Origin of the sequence: Allopseudospirillum japonicum, assembly GCF_900108915.1 — a bacterium.
Taxonomy (GTDB): domain Bacteria; phylum Pseudomonadota; class Gammaproteobacteria; order Pseudomonadales; family Halomonadaceae; genus Pseudospirillum; species Pseudospirillum japonicum.
The window spans coordinates 15,212-35,666 of record NZ_FNYH01000007.1; the positions used below are offsets into that span (position 1 = coordinate 15,212).

The following is a 20,455-nucleotide window of genomic DNA, read 5'->3' on the forward strand; positions in this document are numbered from 1 at the left end:
AATCGGTGTAAAATCCACAAACCTTATTGACATGCATCAAAATATGAGAATGGGTTAATTTATGGCACATGATGAAAACTTCCGTGATGAAGCCGGTATAATCTGGGTAGTGTTAGCAGCTGTGGTCCTCGTTTCCATGTGCTTATTGCCTGCAACGATTGTATGGACCAAGTATTTTTCTGGTACCATGATTCCTTATCTTGGATAAGGCCTTTAAGGCCAACAGGCGTGGGGTGTTTTTTGGGTCACTCCCGCCTGATATGTCAAGATAATCAGTTGGCAAGGAGTATCTTTAGTTTGTTGACCCTGAGCTTTTGCAATTAAGCGATATCCCCATGCAGCTTCTTCAAGTACTTGTATTTCCATTTGATAATCCCCTTCCTCAGTAAAACTACTCATACCTAAATCTTGTAAACTTTGGGTATAACTTGGGTGTGATGCACGCCATTTTTCTTGTGCAATTTGTATGCGCATTAAATAAGTCCAAGCTTGTTGGCGTTGACTTTTTAACACTTGCTGTTGATACGAAGGATAAGCAAGTGCTGCTAAAATACCTAACGCCAAGATGACAAGCATCAGTTCAATAAGGGAAAAACCTTGATTTAGATCACAACTTCTAGCAGAAAACATCCTGTTCCTCTCCTAGTTTGACTACTTTAGATAGAGTTGATGATAAATAAGGATAGATTGCCTATATAGGTTTAGGAGAAGCCTATGTATAAAGCAAGCAAACAGGACGCAGGATTTAGTCTTATTGAGTTGCTCACCTTGGTGAGTTTAATTAGTTTAAGCCTTACTTGGGCTATCCCTCAATTAAAAAGCTTTATTTATAAAGCCGAGTTAAGACAAGCGCTCGTCGATTTTGAGTACTATTTTTTACAAGCACGTACCCAAGCGCTCAGTCGGCAAGAGATGATTACTATTAGTCGTCAAGCACAAACCAGCCAACTCTGGTGTTTAGGTATGAGCTTAAATCCAGAAGGTTGCGATTGCTGGCAATTTGTGCCTGCAAGCCAAGCTTGTTACCTACCTTATGCGAATACTTTACAAAGCCTACGTTTAACTTCTGATACTTATCCGCATGTGACCTGGAAAAATTATTCTAATGGCAATCAATATATTAATCCCTATCGAGGCAATATCTCTAATCGAAGCTTTTGGCTAGAAATTCAGCATCCGCATACTCGGGTAAAAGTGATTGTTAGCCGTACTGGGCGTATAAGAAGTTGTGTCGATCTTGGTTATTTGTCAGGAATTGATGCATGTTAATAGTCAAAAACTCTTATTACAAAATATCTGGTATGAGTTTGCTTGAGTTTATACTGGCAACAAGCCTTGGGTTAGTTGTGATTTTATCAGGTACTCGATTATATATTGAACACCTGAAAAATTATACTTATATGATGCGGGCTAAGGATTTACAAAATAATATACAAAATATGCTTGCCCTAATCACTAAGGATGTTCGTAGGGCAGGCTATCATCATCTTAACTTAAACCAAGATGATGTTGATTTTCTAGAGAATCCATTTAACACACCTGAAAATCAGCTATTGTTAGATGATTGCATCGATAATCAGTGCCACTGTGTGACTTATACTTATGATGCAAATCAAGACGGTCAATATCAAACAGATGAAGCCTTTGGATTTCGCTGGGAGTACCCAGATATTGTGATGCGTAAAGATGATGAAACTTGTCAATCTAATAACTGGAAAGGCGAAGCTTTAAATCTTCTCCATATTCACATTGAAAATTTTTCTGTAACTTATATTAATCAAGCAAAAAAACCTAGTCAAAAGGCGAGAAGTATCAATTTAAGTCAAGCACATCAAGAAACCCCTTGCCAGTTACAAGATGCTTGTGTATGGATCCGTGATATAAAATTTTATATTCAAGCACAAGATACAAAATATCCAGAATTAAAAGTAACATTCGAAAGCATTGTGAGAGTGAGAAATGATATATATCAAGCACCTTCGCTATAATAAATCACAAGGAATAGTGAGCTTAATCTTTGTTAGCTTTATTTTGTTTATCTTAGCTAGCTTGACCTTGTTTTCTGCACGAATAAATTTAGCTGATATCCGGATGGCTCATTTAAGTCAAGAGACGCATAAAGCTTATTATGCAGCTAATACAGGGATTGATTATGCCATTGCTTGGTTGAGTGAGCCGAGTCATCAGCCAAATTGGCAATATCAAGATCAGCAACGTTGGGCTGATTTACAAATTTCAGCATTAGGTTCAGGTGCACAAAACTATCAGGTGAATATTCAATATCAACAACAATATTTTCCTAAAATTTCACCTTATATTTTTATTAAAGCATCTGCTTATGCGGACAATCAAAGTCATATCAAGGCACAGCAAAGTATTTGGGTGACCGACAAATTGCCTTTATTAAATGAAGCAGCCAAAAATATTCCGCCGATTATCAATCATGCCTGCATAGAAACCGAAAGTGTTTACCCTGGATTTAATCAGCAAGGCGAACCCTTGCCTTATGCGTATGCTAGTGCCAATACTGAATGTGTGCATCAGCAGCATCAATTTATCTCAGATCTTAACGACCCTTGGAGTTATTTAGTTAACGCGCGTCTTGATCGAGAAACTTATAAAAAATTGGCGCAACAAGAAAGTGTACGCCCTGTATCAGCAAGGCGATTTTTTTATGTAGATGCAGCAAAAATTCAACAAAAGATATGGCAGCCAGAAGCACAAGTCTTAGGGACACCAGAGCAGCAAGTATTTATTTATTTTCCAGCACAGGCTGCTTGTCCAAAATTGCAAAATGTGACCTTGTATGCCTTGGTGTTTATTGAGGGAGATTGTGATGCAAGCCAATGGCAGCAAGTAGAAATTGTGGGAGCTTTGGTGGTGAATGGCAAGTTAAACAACTTAAATAAACAAACGGAAATTTATTCATTAAGTCATCATCACTTAGGGGCAACTTTAGAAATTGCAGGAATTGGTGTTCATCGGATTTTGGGTAGTTGGCGCGACTTTTAGCATAAGATAACAAGAGGAAATAAGAATGTACTCACAACAGGGAATGACTTTGCTGGAGGTACTGATTGGCGTTTTATTAATTGGCATAGCAGCGGTGAGCTGGCTTAGTTTACAAGCAGTATTATGGCAGCAAACAAGTTATGTTTATGCACGTCAACAAGCAATGAATTATGCACAAGCTTATATAGAAAACTTGTATACTTTGGATCTTGCAAGCTTACCCACTAAGGCAACAGAACAATATACCAATCAAGGAATAGTTTTTAGTTTGCAAGCTCAAAGTCATCCTGCAACATCTGTTTTATATCAGCAAGTTGATGTTCAAGTCACTTGGTCTGATGCGCAAGCACAAACCCATCAGGTAGGCTTAACAATATATTTACAAGCATATCAACCACTAATTTCAGCAACTTATTCAAATTTTGCAACGCAGCAACCGCAAGTGGCCACCTTGATACAAAATAAGGGCTATTAAAATTAAACCTGCCCCCAAAGCTAAATGAGAGGTTAAGGGTTCTTGATTGAGCAAATGACCTAACATGAGGGCAAATACGGGGGTAATTAAGGTGATTAAAGCTACTGTACGTGCCTTTAATTGCTGCAAAATAAAATAGTAACAAATAAAACCAACTAAAGAACCAAAAATAGCTAAATATAAAATAGCCCATAAAGAATGGCTGCTGATTTCGAGCTGAGGTAGCTCACCATCTAATAACCACCAAGTGAGGGCATAACAAGGTACAGCAGCCCATAAAGTACCTAAGGTTTGTGCTAAAGGATGCACGCCACTGGCATTTTTCTTAACTAAAATAGCACTGAGAGAAAATAAAAAAACACCTGTTAAAACCATTAAACTATAAGTCAATACCTGCTGATCGACAACAACATCGTCTTGAAAAATAATCCCTAATCCACAAAATGCCATACATAAAGCTAAGATTTGTGTACGGCTCATTGTTTGATCCTTAAGTAACCAGGGTTCAAGCAAGCCAGAAATTAATGGCCCCATGCCAAATAATAAGGACATAAGTCCAGAGGGTACATAAGGTGCTGCACTATAAGTCAGCATCATAGAGGCATAAACACCTAACAAGGCTGCGGCATAGCCTTGTAGTGCCTGACGGTGTCTTGGAAAGGGAACTTTAAAAAGGTAGAGCAAGCCGGTACCTAAAAGCGCGGCTAGTAGCATCCGCGAAAAAGCAGCAAACACAGGGGTAAAATCCTGACTACTCCAAACAATCGCGAGAGGCGTCGTAGACCAAATAGTTAAAACCGCTGCATAAGCAACAAAGACAATAGGCATATAGGGAAAGGCACGCCAGAAGTGATAAGGATCATCCATAAACCAAGATGCAGACAGAAGATATTAGGGTTTACGTACAAAAAACACCAGTAAAAATACGTAAGTTTTTTAAGTAAGGAAGGATTGGCAAACTTGAGTCACTTCTTGCTTTACGTTAACGTAAACGAAAAGCTGGAATTTTGCGCAGGCTTTGCTAATCTGCAGCTTCAAGCTGGACTGCAATCGCCTTTCGATAACAACAAGAGGATAGGCTCATGAATGCGCCCCTATGGCAGGCATCCGAACACTATATTCGCAACACCCATATGTACCAATTTATGCAAGCGGTGAACCAAGCATATGAGGTCGAATTACAAGATTACAGCGATTTATACCAGTGGAGCCTAGAAAACACCGCAGAATTTTGGGAAATGGTATGGGAATACGGGGATATTCGTGCTGCGGATGTCGGTAGTCAGGTATTAATCAATGAAGCGCAAATGCCAGGCGCGACTTGGTTTCCTGAAGCTCGGTTAAACTTTGCAGAAAATTTGCTGCGTTATCGTGATGATCAGTTGGCTTTAGTGTTTCGTGGTGAAAAAGGTCAACGTGAAACCTACACCTATGCACAACTTTATAAAGTGGTGGCTGAAGTAGCTGCAGGTTTGCAGCGTGCTGGGGTGAAAGCTGGTGATCGTGTTGCAGGTTTTGTGCCCAATAGTCCTTATGCGGTGATTGCAATGTTAGCCAGCGCTAGCCTAGGTGCTATTTGGTCTTCTTGCTCGCCAGATTTTGGTATCAATGGGGTGATGGATCGTTTTGGACAGATTCAGCCTAAGGTGTTATTTGCTACGGACGGTTATTTTTATTCAGGGAAAACCCTAGATTCCTTGCCGAAAATAGCAGAAATTTTACAGCGTATTCCGAGTATAGAAACTGCGGTCATTTTACCTTTTGTGCAGGAACAACCCAACATTGAGAGCATAGCGCGTGCTCAGCTCTGGCAAGACTTCAAAGACCCGCAAGCACAAGAAATTGAGTTCCAAGAATTAGGCTTTGCGCATCCGCTATATATTATGTATTCGTCTGGTACCACAGGGGTTCCCAAATGTATTGTGCATTCCGCCGGTGGCACTTTATTACAGCATGTGAAAGAACATATGCTGCATACCAATTTGCATCGTGACGATACCTTATTTTATTACACTACTTGCGGCTGGATGATGTGGAATTGGTTAGTTTCCGGATTAGCTGTCGGGGCTACCTTGGTTTTATATGATGGCTCGCCTTTTTATCCGCAGCCTTCCTCTTTATGGCAAATCGCTGAAGAAGAAAAAATCAGCATCTTTGGTACCAGTGCCAAATATATTGCAGCTTGCGAAAAGGCAGGTGTAACACCGCAAGCAAGCTTTGATCTAACGGCATTAAAAGCCGTACTGTCTACGGGTTCCCCATTAGCGCATGAGTCTTTTGATTATGTGTATGAACAAATCGGCAAGGATATTTTGTTAGCTTCTATTTCTGGTGGTACGGATATTGTTTCCTGCTTTGCGTTAGGTTGCCCGATTCGTCCTGTCTATCGCGGGCAATTGCAATGCCGCGGCTTAGGCATGGCGGTAGAAATTTATAACGATCAAGGTGAAAGCGTACGCGAACAAAAAGGTGAGCTGGTTTGTGTGAAGCCTTTTCCTTCGATGCCGATTGGTTTCTGGAATGACGAAAACGGCGAGAAATACCAAGCAGCTTATTTTGCCGATTATGCAAATGTTTGGGCGCATGGTGACTATGCAGAAATTACTGCAGAAGATGGCATTATTATTCACGGGCGCTCAGATGCGGTATTAAATCCTGGTGGTGTACGTATCGGGACTGCCGAAATTTATCGCCAAGTGGAAAAAGTCCCGAGCGTTTTGGAATCCTTATGTATTGGTCAGGATTGGCAAGATGATGTACGCGTGATTTTATTTGTACGTATGCAGCCCGGTTATCAGCTGGATGATGAAATTCGTAAACAGATTAAAGAAACCATACGCGCCAATACAACACCACGTCATGTGCCCGCTAAAATTATTGAAGTCGCAGATATTCCACGTACGATTTCGGGGAAAATTGTTGAACTGGCCGTGCGCAATGTCGTGCACGGGCGTCCAGTAAAAAATGTGGATGCTTTGGCAAACCCAGAAGCTTTAAGCTTGTTTGAAAATTTAGCTGAATTGCAAAGCTAGTTATTGTCTGAATGCAAGCATTGAAGAGCCAGCTTTGTCTGGCTCTTGTTGATTAAGCACGGTAAGTAAAGGTTTTAACCAACGATTGTAAACCACCAACTTGGGTTTCTAGTGCCTCACAGGCTTGCGCACTGGTATGAGACGTGGTGAGAGTGCTTTGTGCCGCTTGACGAATCAAGCCCAAGCTCATCTCTAAATCATCACTCATACGTGCTTGTTGCGTAATGGCCGTGCTAATGTGTTGATTTTGTGTTTGTACCGCAGCGGCGGCTTGGGTGATTTCTGTTAAAAGCTGCCCTGCATGAATAATCTGATTGTGTGTGTTTTGCGTATCTTCTTGGCTGGCAGACATGCTAGAAACGGCCTGCTCAACACAAGTTTGCATCTGCTGCATACGCTGTGTAATTATGCCAGCAGACTTTCTAGTGCTTGCAGCCAGTTGGCGTACAGAATCTGCAACCACGGCAAAGCCACGTCCTTGATCGCCGGCCCGTGCTGCCTCAATCGCGGCATTTAATGCAAGTAAATTCGTTTGATCAGCAATTTCTGTAATTTGTGCGAGTGTTTGTTCAACCTCATTGGACTGATCAGCCAAGGCATTTAAACCTTGCATGGCTTCTTGAATGCGTTGTGATAACGTTTGAATACGTACCAAACTGGTATCCATGCTGGTTTTGCCATCTTGAGTGGCGCTATCCATTTGCGCAATAGCGGCGGATATTTCATTCATATTGGTTTCTATATTATGAATGCTTGCTGTAAGTTGATGCGTTGCTTGACCAATGCCATCTAGCTGTTGTTCTTGGGTACGAATTTCTTGTTCTGCTTGTTGCGCGCTTTGATGCGTACGGGTTGCCACTGCACCTAGATTATGGGTTGTATCTTCAATCCGCCCCACAAGCGTACGCAACTGGGCTTGCTGCATTTTTAATGCCAAATGAGCGGCACCTATCTCATCCATACGTCCACTGTAAACTTCCTGCGTGACAGGGTTATCAATAATAGTAAGCGCACGTTCAAATAGGGGTTTAAGCCCTTTTAATTGCCAGAAAGTCCAACTAATACCTATCAATAAAGAGGTAATAAATAGAATAATCAGATACAGGCTTGAGAAATTATCTATATTAAAGTGCCCTAAGCTGGCAAGTAAATTAAGGATCAATAAACTACCCCAGACACCTAAAATACGTTGGCTTAATTTAACTCTTGCTTTTGGTGCTTTGCGCTGACCAGAATGGAAGGCTTGATATAGTTTTTTGGCTCTTTTTACATAATCTGCACGTGGCTTAACCCGTACCGATTGATAACCTGCTAGTTGACCCTGTTCATAAATAGGAGAAATATAAGCATCAACCCAATAGTAATCACCATTTTTACAACGATTTTTAACAATTCCCATCCAAGATTCACCTTTTTTCAGGCGTTGCCAAAGATCAGCAAAAGCAATCGGTGGCATATCTGGATGTCGTACAATATTGTGATTTCGCCCAACTAATTCTGTACTAGAAAAACCGCTAATTTTGGAAAATAACGGGTTTGCGTACGTGGTAATACCTTTTAAATCTGTGGTTGATACAAGTTGCCCCTCATTGGGAAGCGATTGCTCTTGATCCGTAACCGGCAAGTTTATTTTCATGCGAACAAGCACCAATTAAACGTTTTACTCTTCAACTTGAGACAGATGAAGAGCGAATCTGACATAGACTGTCTTGCTCCAGCTTACTCAGTATAAGGTATATCGCTGAACAAAGATGTAACAAGCTGCAACTTGAAATCAAAGATTTCTAAGATAACTCATTGATAAATAAATCAAAGCTATAGAAACCTGTATATTTTAAGCTAGTTAAAGCTAAGGGATATGCTCACAGACTGCTTTGACTTGTATCAAGCTTGTAGATAGGGGTTATCTGTTACAAATGCAATGATTTTGTCATTAAAAGCTGTTAACTTGGCCGCAATCAAGCTAAGGAAGGCATTGATTTCCTTTGTTTATAAGAGGATACCTATTCTCAGGTGGGGTGAAGTGCGCACAATCGCAAAAGTTTTCTTTAACAACACATTAAGCCAGTATATCAAAGTGCTTGTTTGGGGTTGGATTCTAAGCTTTGTCATGGTCGCAGCTGCAAAAGCGCGCCCTTTGATCATTACCGGAGAAGAGTTTCCACCTTATGAGTTTCTGCGTGACGGACAAGCAGTTGGTATCGATATTGAAATTGCACGTCATATTTTGCAAGAACAAATGGGGCTGGAAGTACAATTCGAGCTCACGTCTTGGCAACGTGCTTGGGCTAAAGTAGAAACTGGACAAGCAGATGCTGTACTCACTACCAGTCGTCAACAGGCACGCGAGCCTTATCTTTATTATCCGCAAACGCCTATGTGGCGCAGTGAGCTGGTTTTTTTTACTCGCAGAAGCAATCAATTGGCTGATTTCCAAGGATTGCAAGATCAACGTTTGCCAGCAATGAAAGTGGGGATTATTAACGGAAACTCCTACGTACCTGAATTTTGGCAAGTTTTTCCCTATAAAGATGCGAGCGTGGTATTTCAAGGGGATACTTTAGCCGCTGCCAAAGGTTTAAATCCGCAATTAGAAGGGGCGGTTTCCTTGAAGCATAACTTGCTAAAATTAGCTGCAGGTCGAGTGGATTTAGTGTTGGCAAAGCGGGTGCCAGGCTTGTATCTCATTAGAAGTTTAGGCTTACAGGATGTATTAACTTATTATCCGCAAATTGTTGCGGTGAAAGATTATCCGATGCCATTTGTACGTGCCTCGCATTATCCGGATTTGCCAAAAATTGCGCAGGAATATGAACAGCGCCTGATTGCTTTTAAAGCAACACCTGCCTATCAAGCCATTATTGATCGATGGATTCACTAGCTTATGAAAGCATCTTATGCACATCAGGCTATATCTCAAAATTTTTTTAAACACAAATATATGCGTTGGCTCTATTTAAAGCGTGAATATCCACTCACTTATTCTATTTTTAAGCAAATTTTAACTTTTGGATTTATTGTTTCTATGCTCATGGGTTGGTTTGCTTACTTACAAGATGAAGAAGCACGCCAACAAGCGCATCAGCAACTATTACATAATGTAAAGTATGCGCATTTAGATGCTTTATACGCAAGTGTATGGAACTTTGATGATAAGTTAATCCGCTCCCAAGTCGAAGGTTTGCTTAACTTAGATTTAGTGGAAGCTGTAGAAATAGAAGCGCCTCCTTTTGTCGTGTTAAAGCGGGGCAAGGTGTCCGAGGTGCATCAAATACATGAGTTTATCCTACAAAGTGCCCAAGATGAACAGGTGATAGGTAAGCTACGTTTATTTATTAACTCCCAAAGTCAACAAGCACACACGGCAACAGCCGCATCAGTGTTTTTTAATGCATGGGTGAGTGGACTCGTGCTCAGTCTATTAATGCTCTGGTTAATTCATCAAAAAATTACCCGACATATTACGGCCTTGGCAGCCCAGGTGCGTCATGAGTCTGATAAGCTGGCAGCGCCTTTTACTTTAGCAAGAACACCCCGCCAAGATGAATTAGCCAGTGTACTTGATGGTTTGAATCGGCTACGCGCTAACGTGATTTATGAGAAACAGCGTTTACTTGATTATCAGCAACAATTAGAGCAAGAAGCGAACTATGATCGTTTAACAAAAATAGCAAATCGTAATGGTTTATTTAAATATCTGCGCTCACATATTGCCAATCCAGCAGAAGATCCATATTTTGCACTATTATTTTTTGATGTGGATAGTTTTAAAGCCATTAATGATGCTTATGGTCAAGTGATTGGCGATAAAATGTTGGCAGAAATAGCCGCACGCTTGCAGAAAACGCAACTTGGTCGGGTTTTTCGCTATAGTGCAGATCAATTTATTTTAATTTTGACGCTTGAAGAAAATCAAGGCGTTTTTGATAAGGAGAAACTTGTATTGCAAGCACAGCGCTTGCGTACATTGGAAGATTTTGCCTTTAAAATTAGCAATACAGGAGATGAAGTTTTAATAAGTTGTTCTCTAGGTGTTGCTATCTATCCGCAAGATGCAAGCTGTACAGAAGCCTTGATACAAAAAGCAGAAGCTGCTTTATATCATGCTAAGAAAGAAGGACGAGGTTCTATCTGCTTTTATCAGCAACATTATGAACAAGATCTTAAATTACAGTTGAAAGTCCAAAGGGAATTGCCTAATGCATTAAAGCATCACGAGTTGATACTGTATTATCAACCGATTGTCAGTGCACAAGGACGCCAATTAAAAAAAGTGGAAATTTTAATTCGTTGGCAAAGTTCAGTTTTGGGTTTTGTGTCACCAGCGACCTTTATTCCTATTGCAGAAGAAACAAGCTTTATTTTTGATATTGAGCGTTTGGTGATCGAGGAAACATTTAAACATGCAGCCCAATATGGGAAAGAAAATCGATTAATTTATTCAATTAACATTTCTCCCAAGCATTTTGAATCGGATAACTTTGTTACCTACTTAAATGAGAAAATGCTCCAAACCGGAGTCAGTTCACAGCAAATTGAATTAGAAATCACCGAACGTAATTTGATTATGCAGCAAGATGCTGCACAAAAACGGATCGAACATTTAAAATCTTTAGGCTTTAGAATCGCTATTGATGATTTTGGAACTGGATATTCGGCGATTTCTTATATCAAACAATTTGCTTTTGATACTTTGAAGATGGATCGCGAATTTATTCGTGAAATGCTAGGCAACCGGAGGGATTTGGCCCTGACGCATTCGATTATTCGTATGGCGCATAATCTGGGGATGCAGGTGGTTGCAGAAGGCGTTGAGCTGGAAGAGCAAGCCCATACGCTAGCGAACTTTGGCTGTGATTATTTGCAGGGGTATTTGTATGGCAAGCCTCAGCCTTTACAAGGGGTGATTCAAGCACCTGAGCGGCAAGTTTTCCATGGGATAGATTAAGCATACTAGCTCAAAAAGGCGCTACAAATAGCGCCTTTTTTGATAGATCACTTAGCTGGCATAGGCCACAGCAGCCACTGGGTGGCTTAAGCGACTTGGACAGGAATTGCGTTGCTAGTATGAGTCACTTGATTACCTTCAGTCAGGTAAATCAAGGCAGGTTTAAAGTTCACTAACTCGGCTTCGCTATAATTGGCGTAGGCGCAAATAATGACACGTTGGCCAACTTCTGCTAAGTGTGCTGCGGCACCATTGACAGAAATAATCCCTGAGCCTTCTTCACCACGGATCGCATAAGTGGTGAAACGCTCGCCATTTTCTATGTTGTAAATTTGAATCTGTTCATACTCGCGAATACCGGCCATATCCAGTAAATCGCCGTCAATAGCACATGAACCTTCATATTCTAAAACTGCATGAGTCACTCGAGCTTGATGCAGTTTGGCTTTAAGCATAATTGCTTGCATAATGCTGAACCTTTCGTCTTTCCTGATCCTAGAAGCCGCGCGCGCTGCGGTGGCGCAACTAAGTCGGGCAGTATGCCGTAACTTTAGGCTGGGATCAATGTTACTTGTAAATTGTCGATCAGGCGGGTGTTGCCTAGATAGGCCGCCGCTAAAATCACCAGTTCGGTATCTGTTGCTTGTGCAGGTGCTAAGGTCAGTGCCTGCCGGACTTCTAAGTAGTCCAGACGCCAAGTGCGCAAGGCGTGTTGACCCACTTGGAGGGCTTGGTCAATTTCTGCCCCTGCTTTAAGTGTTTGGGCCACTTGTTGTAACGCTTGGTAAAGCTCGGGGGCTTGTGCGCGTTCTTGTGGACTTAAATAGCCATTGCGTGAGCTCAGCGCTAATCCATCAGTATCCCGTACTGTGGGCACCCCAAGAATTTCGATGGGCATATTTAAATCAGCAACCAATTTACGAATCACTGCTAATTGCTGATAATCCTTCTCACCAAAAAGTGCCACATCAGGTTGCACAATATTAAGTAGCTTACTGACCACCGTAGCCACACCAGCAAAATGCGTCGGGCGCGACTGACCACAAAGCCCTTGGCTGACGCCGGCAACTTGGACTTGGGTGTGATCTTGCATCCCTTGGGGATACATTTCTTGGACACTGGGAACGAATAATAAATGACAGTTGGCATCCACAAGCTGGACTTGATCGGCTTCCAAGGTCCGTGGATAAGCCTCTAAATCTTCATGAGCGCCAAACTGGAGCGGATTGACAAAAATACTCACGACCACCAAATCAGCCCATTGGTGTGCAGTATTGACCAGCTGAATATGACCCGCATGTAAGTTCCCCATTGTGGGAACTAAGGCCACACGTTTTCCTTGGCTGCGGGCGCGCTGAATTTGTGCACGGACCCCTTGAATGCTGTGTTCTGTATTCATGAAAAAGTATGTTCCTCAGCGGGAAACTGTCCTGATTTAACGGCTTGGTGATAAGCGGCAATGGCTTCTGGGATACTTGGGGCTTCTGCCATAAAGTTTTTCACAAACTTGGCCGTATGTCCCAAGGTGGCACCGAGCATATCGTGCAACACTAACACTTGGCCATCGGTATGCGGGCCAGCGCCTATGCCAATGACAGGCACTTGGACTGCTTGAGTAACCGCTTGTGCAAGGCTGGTGGGCACGCATTCTAGCAACAGCATACTCGCCCCAGCGTCTACTAGCTCTTTAGCGGCTTGAACAATGGCATCGGCTTGGCTTGGTTCGCGACCTTGCACCTTATAGCCGCCGAGTTGGTTGACCGTTTGCGGTGTCAGACCCATATGTGCACATACGGGAATACCACGCCGTGTTAATTCTCGAATCCCTTCTGCCAACCAAGCTTCACCTTCAATCTTAATCAGGTGAGCACCTGCCCGCATCAAGCTTGCGGCATTGTTGAGCAGTTCAGGCAGACTTGCATTTCCCATAAAGGGAAGATCCGCCATAATCAAAGATCCTTGATTACCACGCTTCACACAAGCAACATGGTACGCCATGTGTTCTAAGGTCACAGGTAGGGTGGAATCATGGCCTTGTAAAACCATGCCGAGGGAATCTCCAACCAGAATGACCTCAACCCCAGCGCCACTTACATGGCCCGCAAAGGTTGCATCATAGGCGGTTAGGCAAGAAAACTTTTCCCCATTACGTTTGAGCGTGTTCAGGGTGCTCAGGGTGAGGGTCTTCATAAAAACGATCCACTTCTTTCAGGTTAAAGGTGGCCCTTGAGTGCCTGCACATCACCAGTACAAGGCAAGCGAAAAGGTGGGCACGAAGTGTTACAGTGTTCTGTTACAAATTGATAAAAGTACCTGAGTTTCGCCAATGACCAAGGGGGTGCACATGGATTAGCTTGCACCAAGCACCTGCTGCTAGGTGTTACGCTTGGTGACTTTTACTCATCCAGTGCACGATAAAAGCGCAGGCACTTTGAGAAAGTTACTTTACTCTTTATTGAACACAATCTGCAAGATTATTCAGCATCTGTAGGTCCTGTGTATCGATTTCCGATAAAAGCTGACAAAGCAGCTCCCCCGTTGGTAAACAAAGCTCAGGGTTAAGTGTGTAAAGTGGTAACAGTACAAAGCCACGCGTGCGCATGTGTGCATGAGGGATACATAAGTCTTTATCTTGTAACACAAGATCCGCATATAAAAGAATATCCAAATCCAGAGTACGAGGCCCCCACACTTGGGTACGTACGCGTGCCTGTGCGTTTTCAATTGCTTGCAAGGCCGCAAGCAAGTCATAGGGGGCTAAGTGCGTGCGTACTTGGGCCACGGCATTGACAAAATCAGGCTGCTCTAAAACGCCGACAGGTGCACTACGGAAAAAAGGCGACACCGCAAGTACTTGCATCTGAGGGTGGGCATTGATCGCAGCGAGCGCTTGTTTGAGATAAGCTTGCTTATCGCCTAGATTAGAACCTAAGCCAATATAAGTGATCGCATCTTGCATCTTATGCTCCTCAAGCGGAAGGGGCTGTGGTTTTAGCCGCCGGCCGTGCCCGTTTTTTACGCTTTTTAGTGCGGGGTTTTTTATTGGCTGGTCCCAAGGCTTTGACCATAGCTACTTGGGTTTCTGCGGGGGCTTGCTGGAATTGCGTCCACCAAGCGCCAAGGCCTTGTAAATCCTCGCCGGCTTGCTCGCGTAATAACACAAAATCATAAGCAGCGCGAAAACGTGGATGTTCTATTAAACGCCAAGCGCGCTTGCCGTGGCGTTGTGGTAGGCGCAGTTGAAAAGTCCAAATTTCTTGCAAAGGGGTGGAAAAACGCCGCGGAATCAAGGTGTGTTGGGCTTGAGCTTGTAGGCTAATCTGCGCTGCCTCATGAAAGGTTTCCATTTTCATGGTGGCTAGGCTGAGGCGACGCTTACTGAGCAAATGGAGCAAGGCCGGCCAAATGAGGGCTGCATATAAAAAGGCAGGAGTCACAGGTTTATTTTCTGCTAGGCGCTGGTCTGTATTGTGCAAAGCCGCTTCTACTAACGCCAGAGTATGGGGGATATGCTGGAAAGCCTGTTCTGTTGCAGGAAAAAGCATTTTAAACAAGCCGTACTCACGCAATAAGCGCAGACAAAGCAAGGCATAGCCAGAGAGAAAAAGCTTAAGCACTTCATCAAACATACGCGCCGGCGATACTTGCAGCAGTAAGGGGGCTAACGCACTGATGGGGGCTTGCGTCTGGGCTTCTAAAGTGAAATCCAATTTGGCCGCAAAACGTACCGCGCGCAGCATACGCACAGGATCTTCACGATAACGTTGTTCAGGGTCACCGATCATGCGTAATTGACGCGCTTTGATATCCTGCAGACCCTGTGCATAGTCATAAATACAAGCATCTGCCAGATTGTAATACAGGGCATTAACGGTGAAATCTCGCCTCAGTGCATCTTCTTGAATACAACCGTACACGTTATCGCGCAACAAAAGGCCATTAGCAAGTTGTTGGTGATGCGGGTGGGTGTCGGCTTCTGGTGCACCGCGAAAGGTGGTGACTTCTATCGTCTCGCGGCCAAAACGCACATGTACAATCCGAAAGCGGCGCCCAATCAAACGTGCGTGACGGAAGACTTGCTTAATTTGTTCTGGGGTCGCATCTGTGGCTACATCAAAGTCTTTAGGTTGCTGATCGAGCAAAGGATCACGTACGGCGCCACCGACAAGGTAGGCTTGATAGCCGGCTTGATGTAAGCCATGTAAGACTTTCAACGCTGCTTCGCTGATATGGCGCAGACGTATCGGGTGCTGTTTGGGGGAAATTACTTGAATTTCAGCAGGGTGAGTCATCAATCTCTTCAACTTACGCAAGGCATTTTAGCCATAGAATAAAATTACAGGTCAAAAAGTGCCTGAGGAAAGCCACCAAGATTAACCGAAAATTGGTTTGTGATATAGGTTTGTTGCTGATACCGGCTTGCACTTTTACAAGTAGAGTACAAGCCGAGAGGATTTCTGATGGGCAACAGGCAGGTGAATTAATGCGCAGAAGTTTGCCGTGCTTGCTGGCAGCGTGCTTCTAATTCTAGATTGCGCTGGCGGCATTCTTGGGTTTTGACCCGATCAATAGCATCAAACAAGCTATCTGTACCTTTTTCCACATTCTTAATTAGTTCTTGGACTTGTTCATAGCGTTCACCGGCTTGACGTGCCTGAATCAAGGTGGCGCATAAATCGGCTTGCTTTTGATAAGTCTGCACAAGATTTTGCCAAGCTTCACAGCGCTGGCGGCGTGGATCTTGGCTATCTCGATGCAACCAAGCGCGAATTGGGCACTGATCTTGCGAGGCTTGCTGTAAGCGATCTTTTTGGGTGAGTTGGGTTAATAACTCATCTTTAAAACAGATGTATTCGAGTTTGACTTTATTGATTTCAAAGACTAAATCCACATCACAGACTTGATCTGTGGGACGTTTTAACGCACGGGTTTGCTCAGCCACATTCACTAAGCTGGCGACTCTTTGATCAATTTCCCCCGTCATTTGGTACACCTGCTCGCCAATAGCAGAATTTTCCATATTGATTTGTGCAAGCTCGTCGGCCACTTGGGTGAGTTTTTCCATGTGCTCCAGTTGACTGCTTGAGGCAGTGCGTATATCTGCCACCAATTTCATCAGTCCGCCAAGATTGCGGTTAATTTCTGCTAAGGCTTCTTGGGTATGGACGGCAAGTTGTTGTACTTCGGTGGCAACCACGGCAAAACCACGGCCATGCTCACCGGCGCGTGCCGCTTCAATGGAAGCGTTGAGCGCTAATAAATTGGTTTGATCGGCAATCTCGCCAATTTTTTTGGCTAACTGGCTCATCACTTCTGCCTGATCTTGCATACTGCCGACTTTGTGATCACTTTGCTGAATATGAGCGGTGACTTCTTGCACGGCTTCATGGGTGATCTGGATCATGTCGGATTGTTTATGTGAAGATTGACGCAAATGCTCGGCAGAATCGGCTAGGGTTGTTGTCCCTTGGCGCAAAATCACCCCAGTATTTTGAATAATGGCCATCAGCTCAGAAATACTCACCCCTAACGTATTGACCGCGGCAATCAGGCTGCCTAATTTGCCAGAAGTGCCATGCACGGCCAAACGAGAAGTAAAATTAGATTCAGCAAAGGATAAGATGGTAGCGAGAATTTCCTCAAAATGTAGCTGGCTGGAATCGAGCATATTATTCAAGATTTGCCGCAAGGCATCTAACTGTGGGTTAGAGGTTTGTTGATGCACACGATAGGCATAAAAACCGGCATCGACACGGCGCACCACTTCTTCCACTTCGACCAGCACTTGTTTATCTTGCACAAACTGGCGTTCGACTTGGGTAATATTGGTATTAATTAAGCGCGCCATTTGCGCCAGTTCGTCCGCCCCTTCGGGGCTTTTACCGCGGAAGGTGACACGGCTGGCCTCGTTTCTTTGTTGATAAAGATATTCGAAAAAGCCATTTAAGCCGGTACTAATGTAGCCCAAGGGGCAAATCACCAGCTTGTGAATGCCAAGGAAAATAAAGCCCATAGTCGCGATGAGCATCAAAGCGATCAGCCCAAGAAAAGAGGTACTTAAACGCTGGACTTCCTGCAATTGCGCATCAATAAAACGGCGTGGCTCACCGACAATATGCCAACCGATAATTTGGCCTTCAATATCTTTCACCGGCAGACGAATGGCAAAGTATGCATCGGTCAAGACATATTCTTGCTGGAGCAAGGCGTGTGCTTCTAAGCTACGAGCGGCAGCTAGGGTGCTATCGCTAAACCATTTGTTATTGGCAACCGGTAAACCGGCAACTTTTTGGTTGTTAGCGGCTTTGGTGGCAATTTGGGTGGCCTCTTGGGTCAGTAGCATCAAATAAAAGCGGCTATCTTGTTCAAAATCCCGGCTAATACTGCCTACCCCTTGCATAAATTCTAAGGTGCCAAGCAGTTGGTTGCCCTCAGTTAAAGGCACCAAAGCGCGTATCATGGCGCCATCACGTCCCAGCTCGAAACCGACCAAGGCTTTTTTATTCTGGTTCACTTGGCGCACACTGGCACGAAATTTCCCTAAATCCTCGCCGAAGGCATTTAAATCCCAACTACGCACAAAAGAGCGCATTTGTGCCGTGTGTAGGTGAATTTTGATGCCTTTAAAATTGGTATTATTGCGGTATAACTCGCCAATATGTTCAAGCGCAAGGGCGGCTAAATCACGATCATATTGCAGCAAAGCGGTATGCAAATCGGTATTTGTGGTTAAACCCACGGCATTGGTGAGGCCAATTTCTTGTTTTTTGGTTAAGCGGCGCTCGACCTCGTTGATTAAAAACTGGCGGCGCTCGATCAGTGTGCTTTGGGCAAGATCTTGTTCGACTAAGTACGCATAAAAAGCGCCACTCATTAAAGAGACTAACCCTATGCTCAGCACCAGCAAAAAGAGTTTGCCGTGTAGTTTGAGATGTTTAAACATGATGAAAACGCCGCTCCATAACGAAAAAAAGCCTAGAAGGTACCACCAAAGCGGGCACAAGCTAGAAGGCTAATCCTACCGGAAATGTACGAATATTAACAAAACCTATATCAAGCCTTTAGCATAAAGTGTTACTTTGCGAAACAGGGTAACTGATCTACGAGGCGGGCACGGCGGCTTTTTGGCAAGAAATCACTCTTTCAGCGGATGGGCAAGGCGCTAAACTCGCCTATATTCAGTGCTTAATAATAAAAACTATGCACTGCATCAGGGAAAGTGAGTATGCCCACGTCTTTATCTTCTACCCAAGTTGCTGACGCAACACCGCAACCCAAAATCCTGCAAGCGACGGATTCGGCCTATGCCTATCCTTTGTTAATTAAGCGTATTTTGCAATCTGGCGTGCAAGCCGGCGGCCCACATCGCATTATCTATCGTGATCAGCAAAGTTATGATTATCCAACGCTTTATCAAAGAGTGTGCCGTTTCGCCAATGCCTTAACTGATCTTGGGGTGCGTGCAGGGGATACGGTGGCGGTTTTGGATTGGGATAGCCATCGCTATTTAGAAAGCTTTTTTGCGATTCCCATGCTCGGGGCCATCTTGCATACGGTGAATGTGCGCCTTGCACCTGAGCAAATCTTATACACTTTACAACATGCGCAAGATACTTGGATTTTAACCCATGATGATTTCGCGCCCGTGCTTGCGCCTATGCAAGCAGAGTTACCGGCCATTCGTGGTTATCTTCGTTTAACTGATACGCCAGAAATAGCAACCGAGATCCTGCCTTATGTTGGCGAGTATGAGGCTCTATTAGCCGCCTCTGCTGCCAGCTACGAGTTTGCAGATTTTGATGAGAACGCGATTGCTACCCTATTTTACACCACAGGCACCACGGGAGATCCTAAAGGGGTGTGTTTCTCGCACCGGCAACTGGTTTTGCATACTTTAAATGAAGTCAATGTGCTGCAGGCGCCAAGTACAGACTTACTACACGGGGATCGTGTGTATATGCCGATTACCCCTATGTTCCATGTCCATGCGTGGGGGGTACCTTATTCTGCAACCTTGATGGGGTGTGAGCAAGTGTATCCAGGGCGTTATGAACCCCAAGTGTTGCTTGAACTGATCCAAAAGCACAAGGTGGATTTTTCTCACTGTGTGCCCACGATTTTAAGCATGATTTTGAGCCAAGCCCAAGAGATGGATTTTAACGGCTGGCGGGTGCTTATCGGTGGAAGTGCTTTGCCAAAAGGGCTGGCGCGCAAAGCAAAATCTATGAATATTGATGTGCGTGCAGCTTATGGGATGTCAGAAACCTGCCCTTTATTGACCGCCGCGTTTTTACCTGCGCAAGTACGGGCTGCAGATTTTGAGGAACAGTTGGAATGGCGTACTAAAACCGGTAGCCCTGTACCCTTGGTGGATTTGCGCTTAATGGATGTGGATGGGCATTTTGTACCCCATGATGGCCAAAGCGTGGGCGAAATTGTGGTGCGTGCCCCTTGGTTAACACAGGCTTATTTCAAAGATCCCCAAAGCAGTACGCATTTGTGGGCGCATGGGTGGTTGCATACGGGGGATGTTGCTTCAATTGATGAATATGGGCGGGTGCAAATCCATGACCGTATTAAAGATGTGATTAAAACCGGCGGTGAATGGATTTCTTCCCTTGCGCTGGAAAATTTGATCAGCCAGCATCCACAAGTGTTAGAAGTGGCTGTCGTGGGCGTGCCTGATCCTCAATGGGGAGAACGCCCGGTAGCCTTAATTGTGCCGCATCAACCAGATCAAGCGCCCAGTGCCGCAGAGATTCGCCAGCATCTCAAACAAGCAGTCAGTGAAGGCCACCTACCTAAATGGGCTATCCCGAGCCAAATCCATTGTGTCGAACAAATTGCCAAAACTAGTGTGGGCAAATTGGATAAAAAACGCATTCGTCGCCAGTTGGATACTCAGGCTATTGGAGCTGCAAGTTTTATTAGTACCCACGAATAGCCAATACCCAGAACGCTAACCTAACAATAAGAATAAAAGAGGGA

18 protein-coding genes are annotated in these 20,455 nt (G+C 44.0%); 9 read left to right on the forward strand and 9 right to left on the reverse strand.

Annotated elements, in window-relative coordinates:
• Nucleotides 1–61: 61 nt before the first annotated feature.
• The gene (locus tag BMX05_RS12480) at nt 62–208 is read left to right on the forward strand and encodes a hypothetical protein (RefSeq protein ID WP_177166833.1); all 147 of its coding nucleotides are present in this window, start codon (nt 62–64) and stop codon (nt 206–208) included.
• Between the two features lie 5 nt (nt 209–213).
• Here the strand turns inward: BMX05_RS12480 and BMX05_RS12895 are convergent, their stop codons facing one another.
• On the reverse strand, nt 214–630 hold the full coding sequence (locus BMX05_RS12895) for a type IV pilin protein (protein ID WP_093309589.1): 417 nt from the start codon (nt 628–630) through the stop codon (nt 214–216).
• An 84-nt stretch (nt 631–714) separates the two neighbouring features.
• Here BMX05_RS12895 and BMX05_RS07575 point away from each other — a divergent pair, with 84 nt between their 5' ends.
• From BMX05_RS07575 to BMX05_RS07590, 4 genes are all read left to right on the forward strand, one after another.
• On the forward strand, nt 715–1,269 hold the full coding sequence (locus BMX05_RS07575) for a hypothetical protein (RefSeq protein ID WP_093309592.1): 555 nt from the start codon (nt 715–717) through the stop codon (nt 1,267–1,269).
• Nucleotides 1,263–1,988, forward strand: a complete 726-nt coding sequence (locus tag BMX05_RS07580; RefSeq protein ID WP_093309594.1) for a hypothetical protein — start codon at nt 1,263–1,265, stop codon at nt 1,986–1,988. The genes BMX05_RS07575 and BMX05_RS07580 overlap by 7 nt, the downstream gene beginning before the upstream one ends.
• A gap of 103 nt (nt 1,989–2,091) precedes the next feature.
• The gene (locus BMX05_RS07585) at nt 2,092–3,012 is read left to right on the forward strand and encodes a hypothetical protein (RefSeq protein WP_143051951.1); all 921 of its coding nucleotides are present in this window, start codon (nt 2,092–2,094) and stop codon (nt 3,010–3,012) included.
• 25 nt (nt 3,013–3,037) lie between these two features.
• Nucleotides 3,038–3,487, forward strand: a complete 450-nt coding sequence (locus BMX05_RS07590; RefSeq protein WP_093309597.1) for a type IV pilus modification PilV family protein — start codon at nt 3,038–3,040, stop codon at nt 3,485–3,487.
• Here the strand turns inward: BMX05_RS07590 and BMX05_RS07595 are convergent.
• Nucleotides 3,428–4,354: a DMT family transporter gene (locus BMX05_RS07595; RefSeq protein ID WP_218139007.1), complete on the reverse strand. Its 927-nt coding sequence runs from the start codon at nt 4,352–4,354 to the stop codon at nt 3,428–3,430. The genes BMX05_RS07590 and BMX05_RS07595 overlap by 60 nt on opposite strands.
• A 215-nt stretch (nt 4,355–4,569) precedes the next feature.
• Between BMX05_RS07595 and BMX05_RS07600 the strand changes: the two genes are divergently transcribed.
• Nucleotides 4,570–6,519, forward strand: coding sequence for an acetoacetate--CoA ligase (locus BMX05_RS07600; protein ID WP_093309599.1), 1,950 nt, complete (start codon nt 4,570–4,572; stop codon nt 6,517–6,519).
• 52 nt (nt 6,520–6,571) lie between these two features.
• On the opposite strand, the gene BMX05_RS07605 is transcribed toward BMX05_RS07600, so the two are convergent.
• Nucleotides 6,572–8,155, reverse strand: coding sequence for a methyl-accepting chemotaxis protein (locus BMX05_RS07605; RefSeq protein ID WP_093309600.1), 1,584 nt, complete (start codon nt 8,153–8,155; stop codon nt 6,572–6,574).
• Nucleotides 8,156–8,542: 387 nt separating this feature from the next.
• Here BMX05_RS07605 and BMX05_RS07610 point away from each other — a divergent pair, with 387 nt between their 5' ends.
• Complete coding sequence (locus tag BMX05_RS07610; RefSeq protein ID WP_177166834.1) at nt 8,543–9,400, forward strand: transporter substrate-binding domain-containing protein; 858 nt, start codon at nt 8,543–8,545, stop codon at nt 9,398–9,400.
• A 3-nt stretch (nt 9,401–9,403) separates the two neighbouring features.
• On the forward strand, nt 9,404–11,467 hold the full coding sequence (locus BMX05_RS07615) for a putative bifunctional diguanylate cyclase/phosphodiesterase (protein WP_093309603.1): 2,064 nt from the start codon (nt 9,404–9,406) through the stop codon (nt 11,465–11,467).
• 86 nt (nt 11,468–11,553) lie between these two features.
• On the opposite strand, the gene panD is transcribed toward BMX05_RS07615, so the two are convergent.
• The 6 genes from panD to BMX05_RS07645 all read right to left on the reverse strand — a co-directional run bounded on the left by panD (nt 11,554) and on the right by BMX05_RS07645 (nt 18,410).
• Complete coding sequence (panD, locus tag BMX05_RS07620) at nt 11,554–11,934, reverse strand: aspartate 1-decarboxylase (RefSeq protein ID WP_093309605.1); 381 nt, start codon at nt 11,932–11,934, stop codon at nt 11,554–11,556.
• Nucleotides 11,935–12,017: 83 nt separating this feature from the next.
• Nucleotides 12,018–12,866, reverse strand: coding sequence for a pantoate--beta-alanine ligase (panC, locus tag BMX05_RS07625; protein ID WP_093309608.1), 849 nt, complete (start codon nt 12,864–12,866; stop codon nt 12,018–12,020).
• The gene (gene panB / locus BMX05_RS07630) at nt 12,863–13,657 is read right to left on the reverse strand and encodes a 3-methyl-2-oxobutanoate hydroxymethyltransferase (RefSeq protein ID WP_093309610.1); all 795 of its coding nucleotides are present in this window, start codon (nt 13,655–13,657) and stop codon (nt 12,863–12,865) included. The genes panC and panB overlap by 4 nt, the downstream gene beginning before the upstream one ends.
• Nucleotides 13,658–13,919: 262 nt before the next feature.
• Nucleotides 13,920–14,426, reverse strand: coding sequence for a 2-amino-4-hydroxy-6-hydroxymethyldihydropteridine diphosphokinase (gene folK / locus BMX05_RS07635; protein WP_093309612.1), 507 nt, complete (start codon nt 14,424–14,426; stop codon nt 13,920–13,922).
• A gap of 10 nt (nt 14,427–14,436) precedes the next feature.
• Nucleotides 14,437–15,759, reverse strand: coding sequence for a polynucleotide adenylyltransferase PcnB (gene pcnB / locus BMX05_RS07640; RefSeq protein ID WP_093309615.1), 1,323 nt, complete (start codon nt 15,757–15,759; stop codon nt 14,437–14,439).
• A gap of 188 nt (nt 15,760–15,947) precedes the next feature.
• A complete protein-coding gene (locus tag BMX05_RS07645) occupies nt 15,948–18,410 on the reverse strand; it encodes a methyl-accepting chemotaxis protein (RefSeq protein ID WP_093309619.1) in 2,463 nt (820 codons plus the stop codon).
• 282 nt (nt 18,411–18,692) lie between these two features.
• Between BMX05_RS07645 and BMX05_RS07650 the strand changes: the two genes are divergently transcribed.
• Complete coding sequence (locus BMX05_RS07650; protein WP_093309622.1) at nt 18,693–20,411, forward strand: fatty acid--CoA ligase; 1,719 nt, start codon at nt 18,693–18,695, stop codon at nt 20,409–20,411.
• Nucleotides 20,412–20,455: the final 44 nt, after the last annotated feature.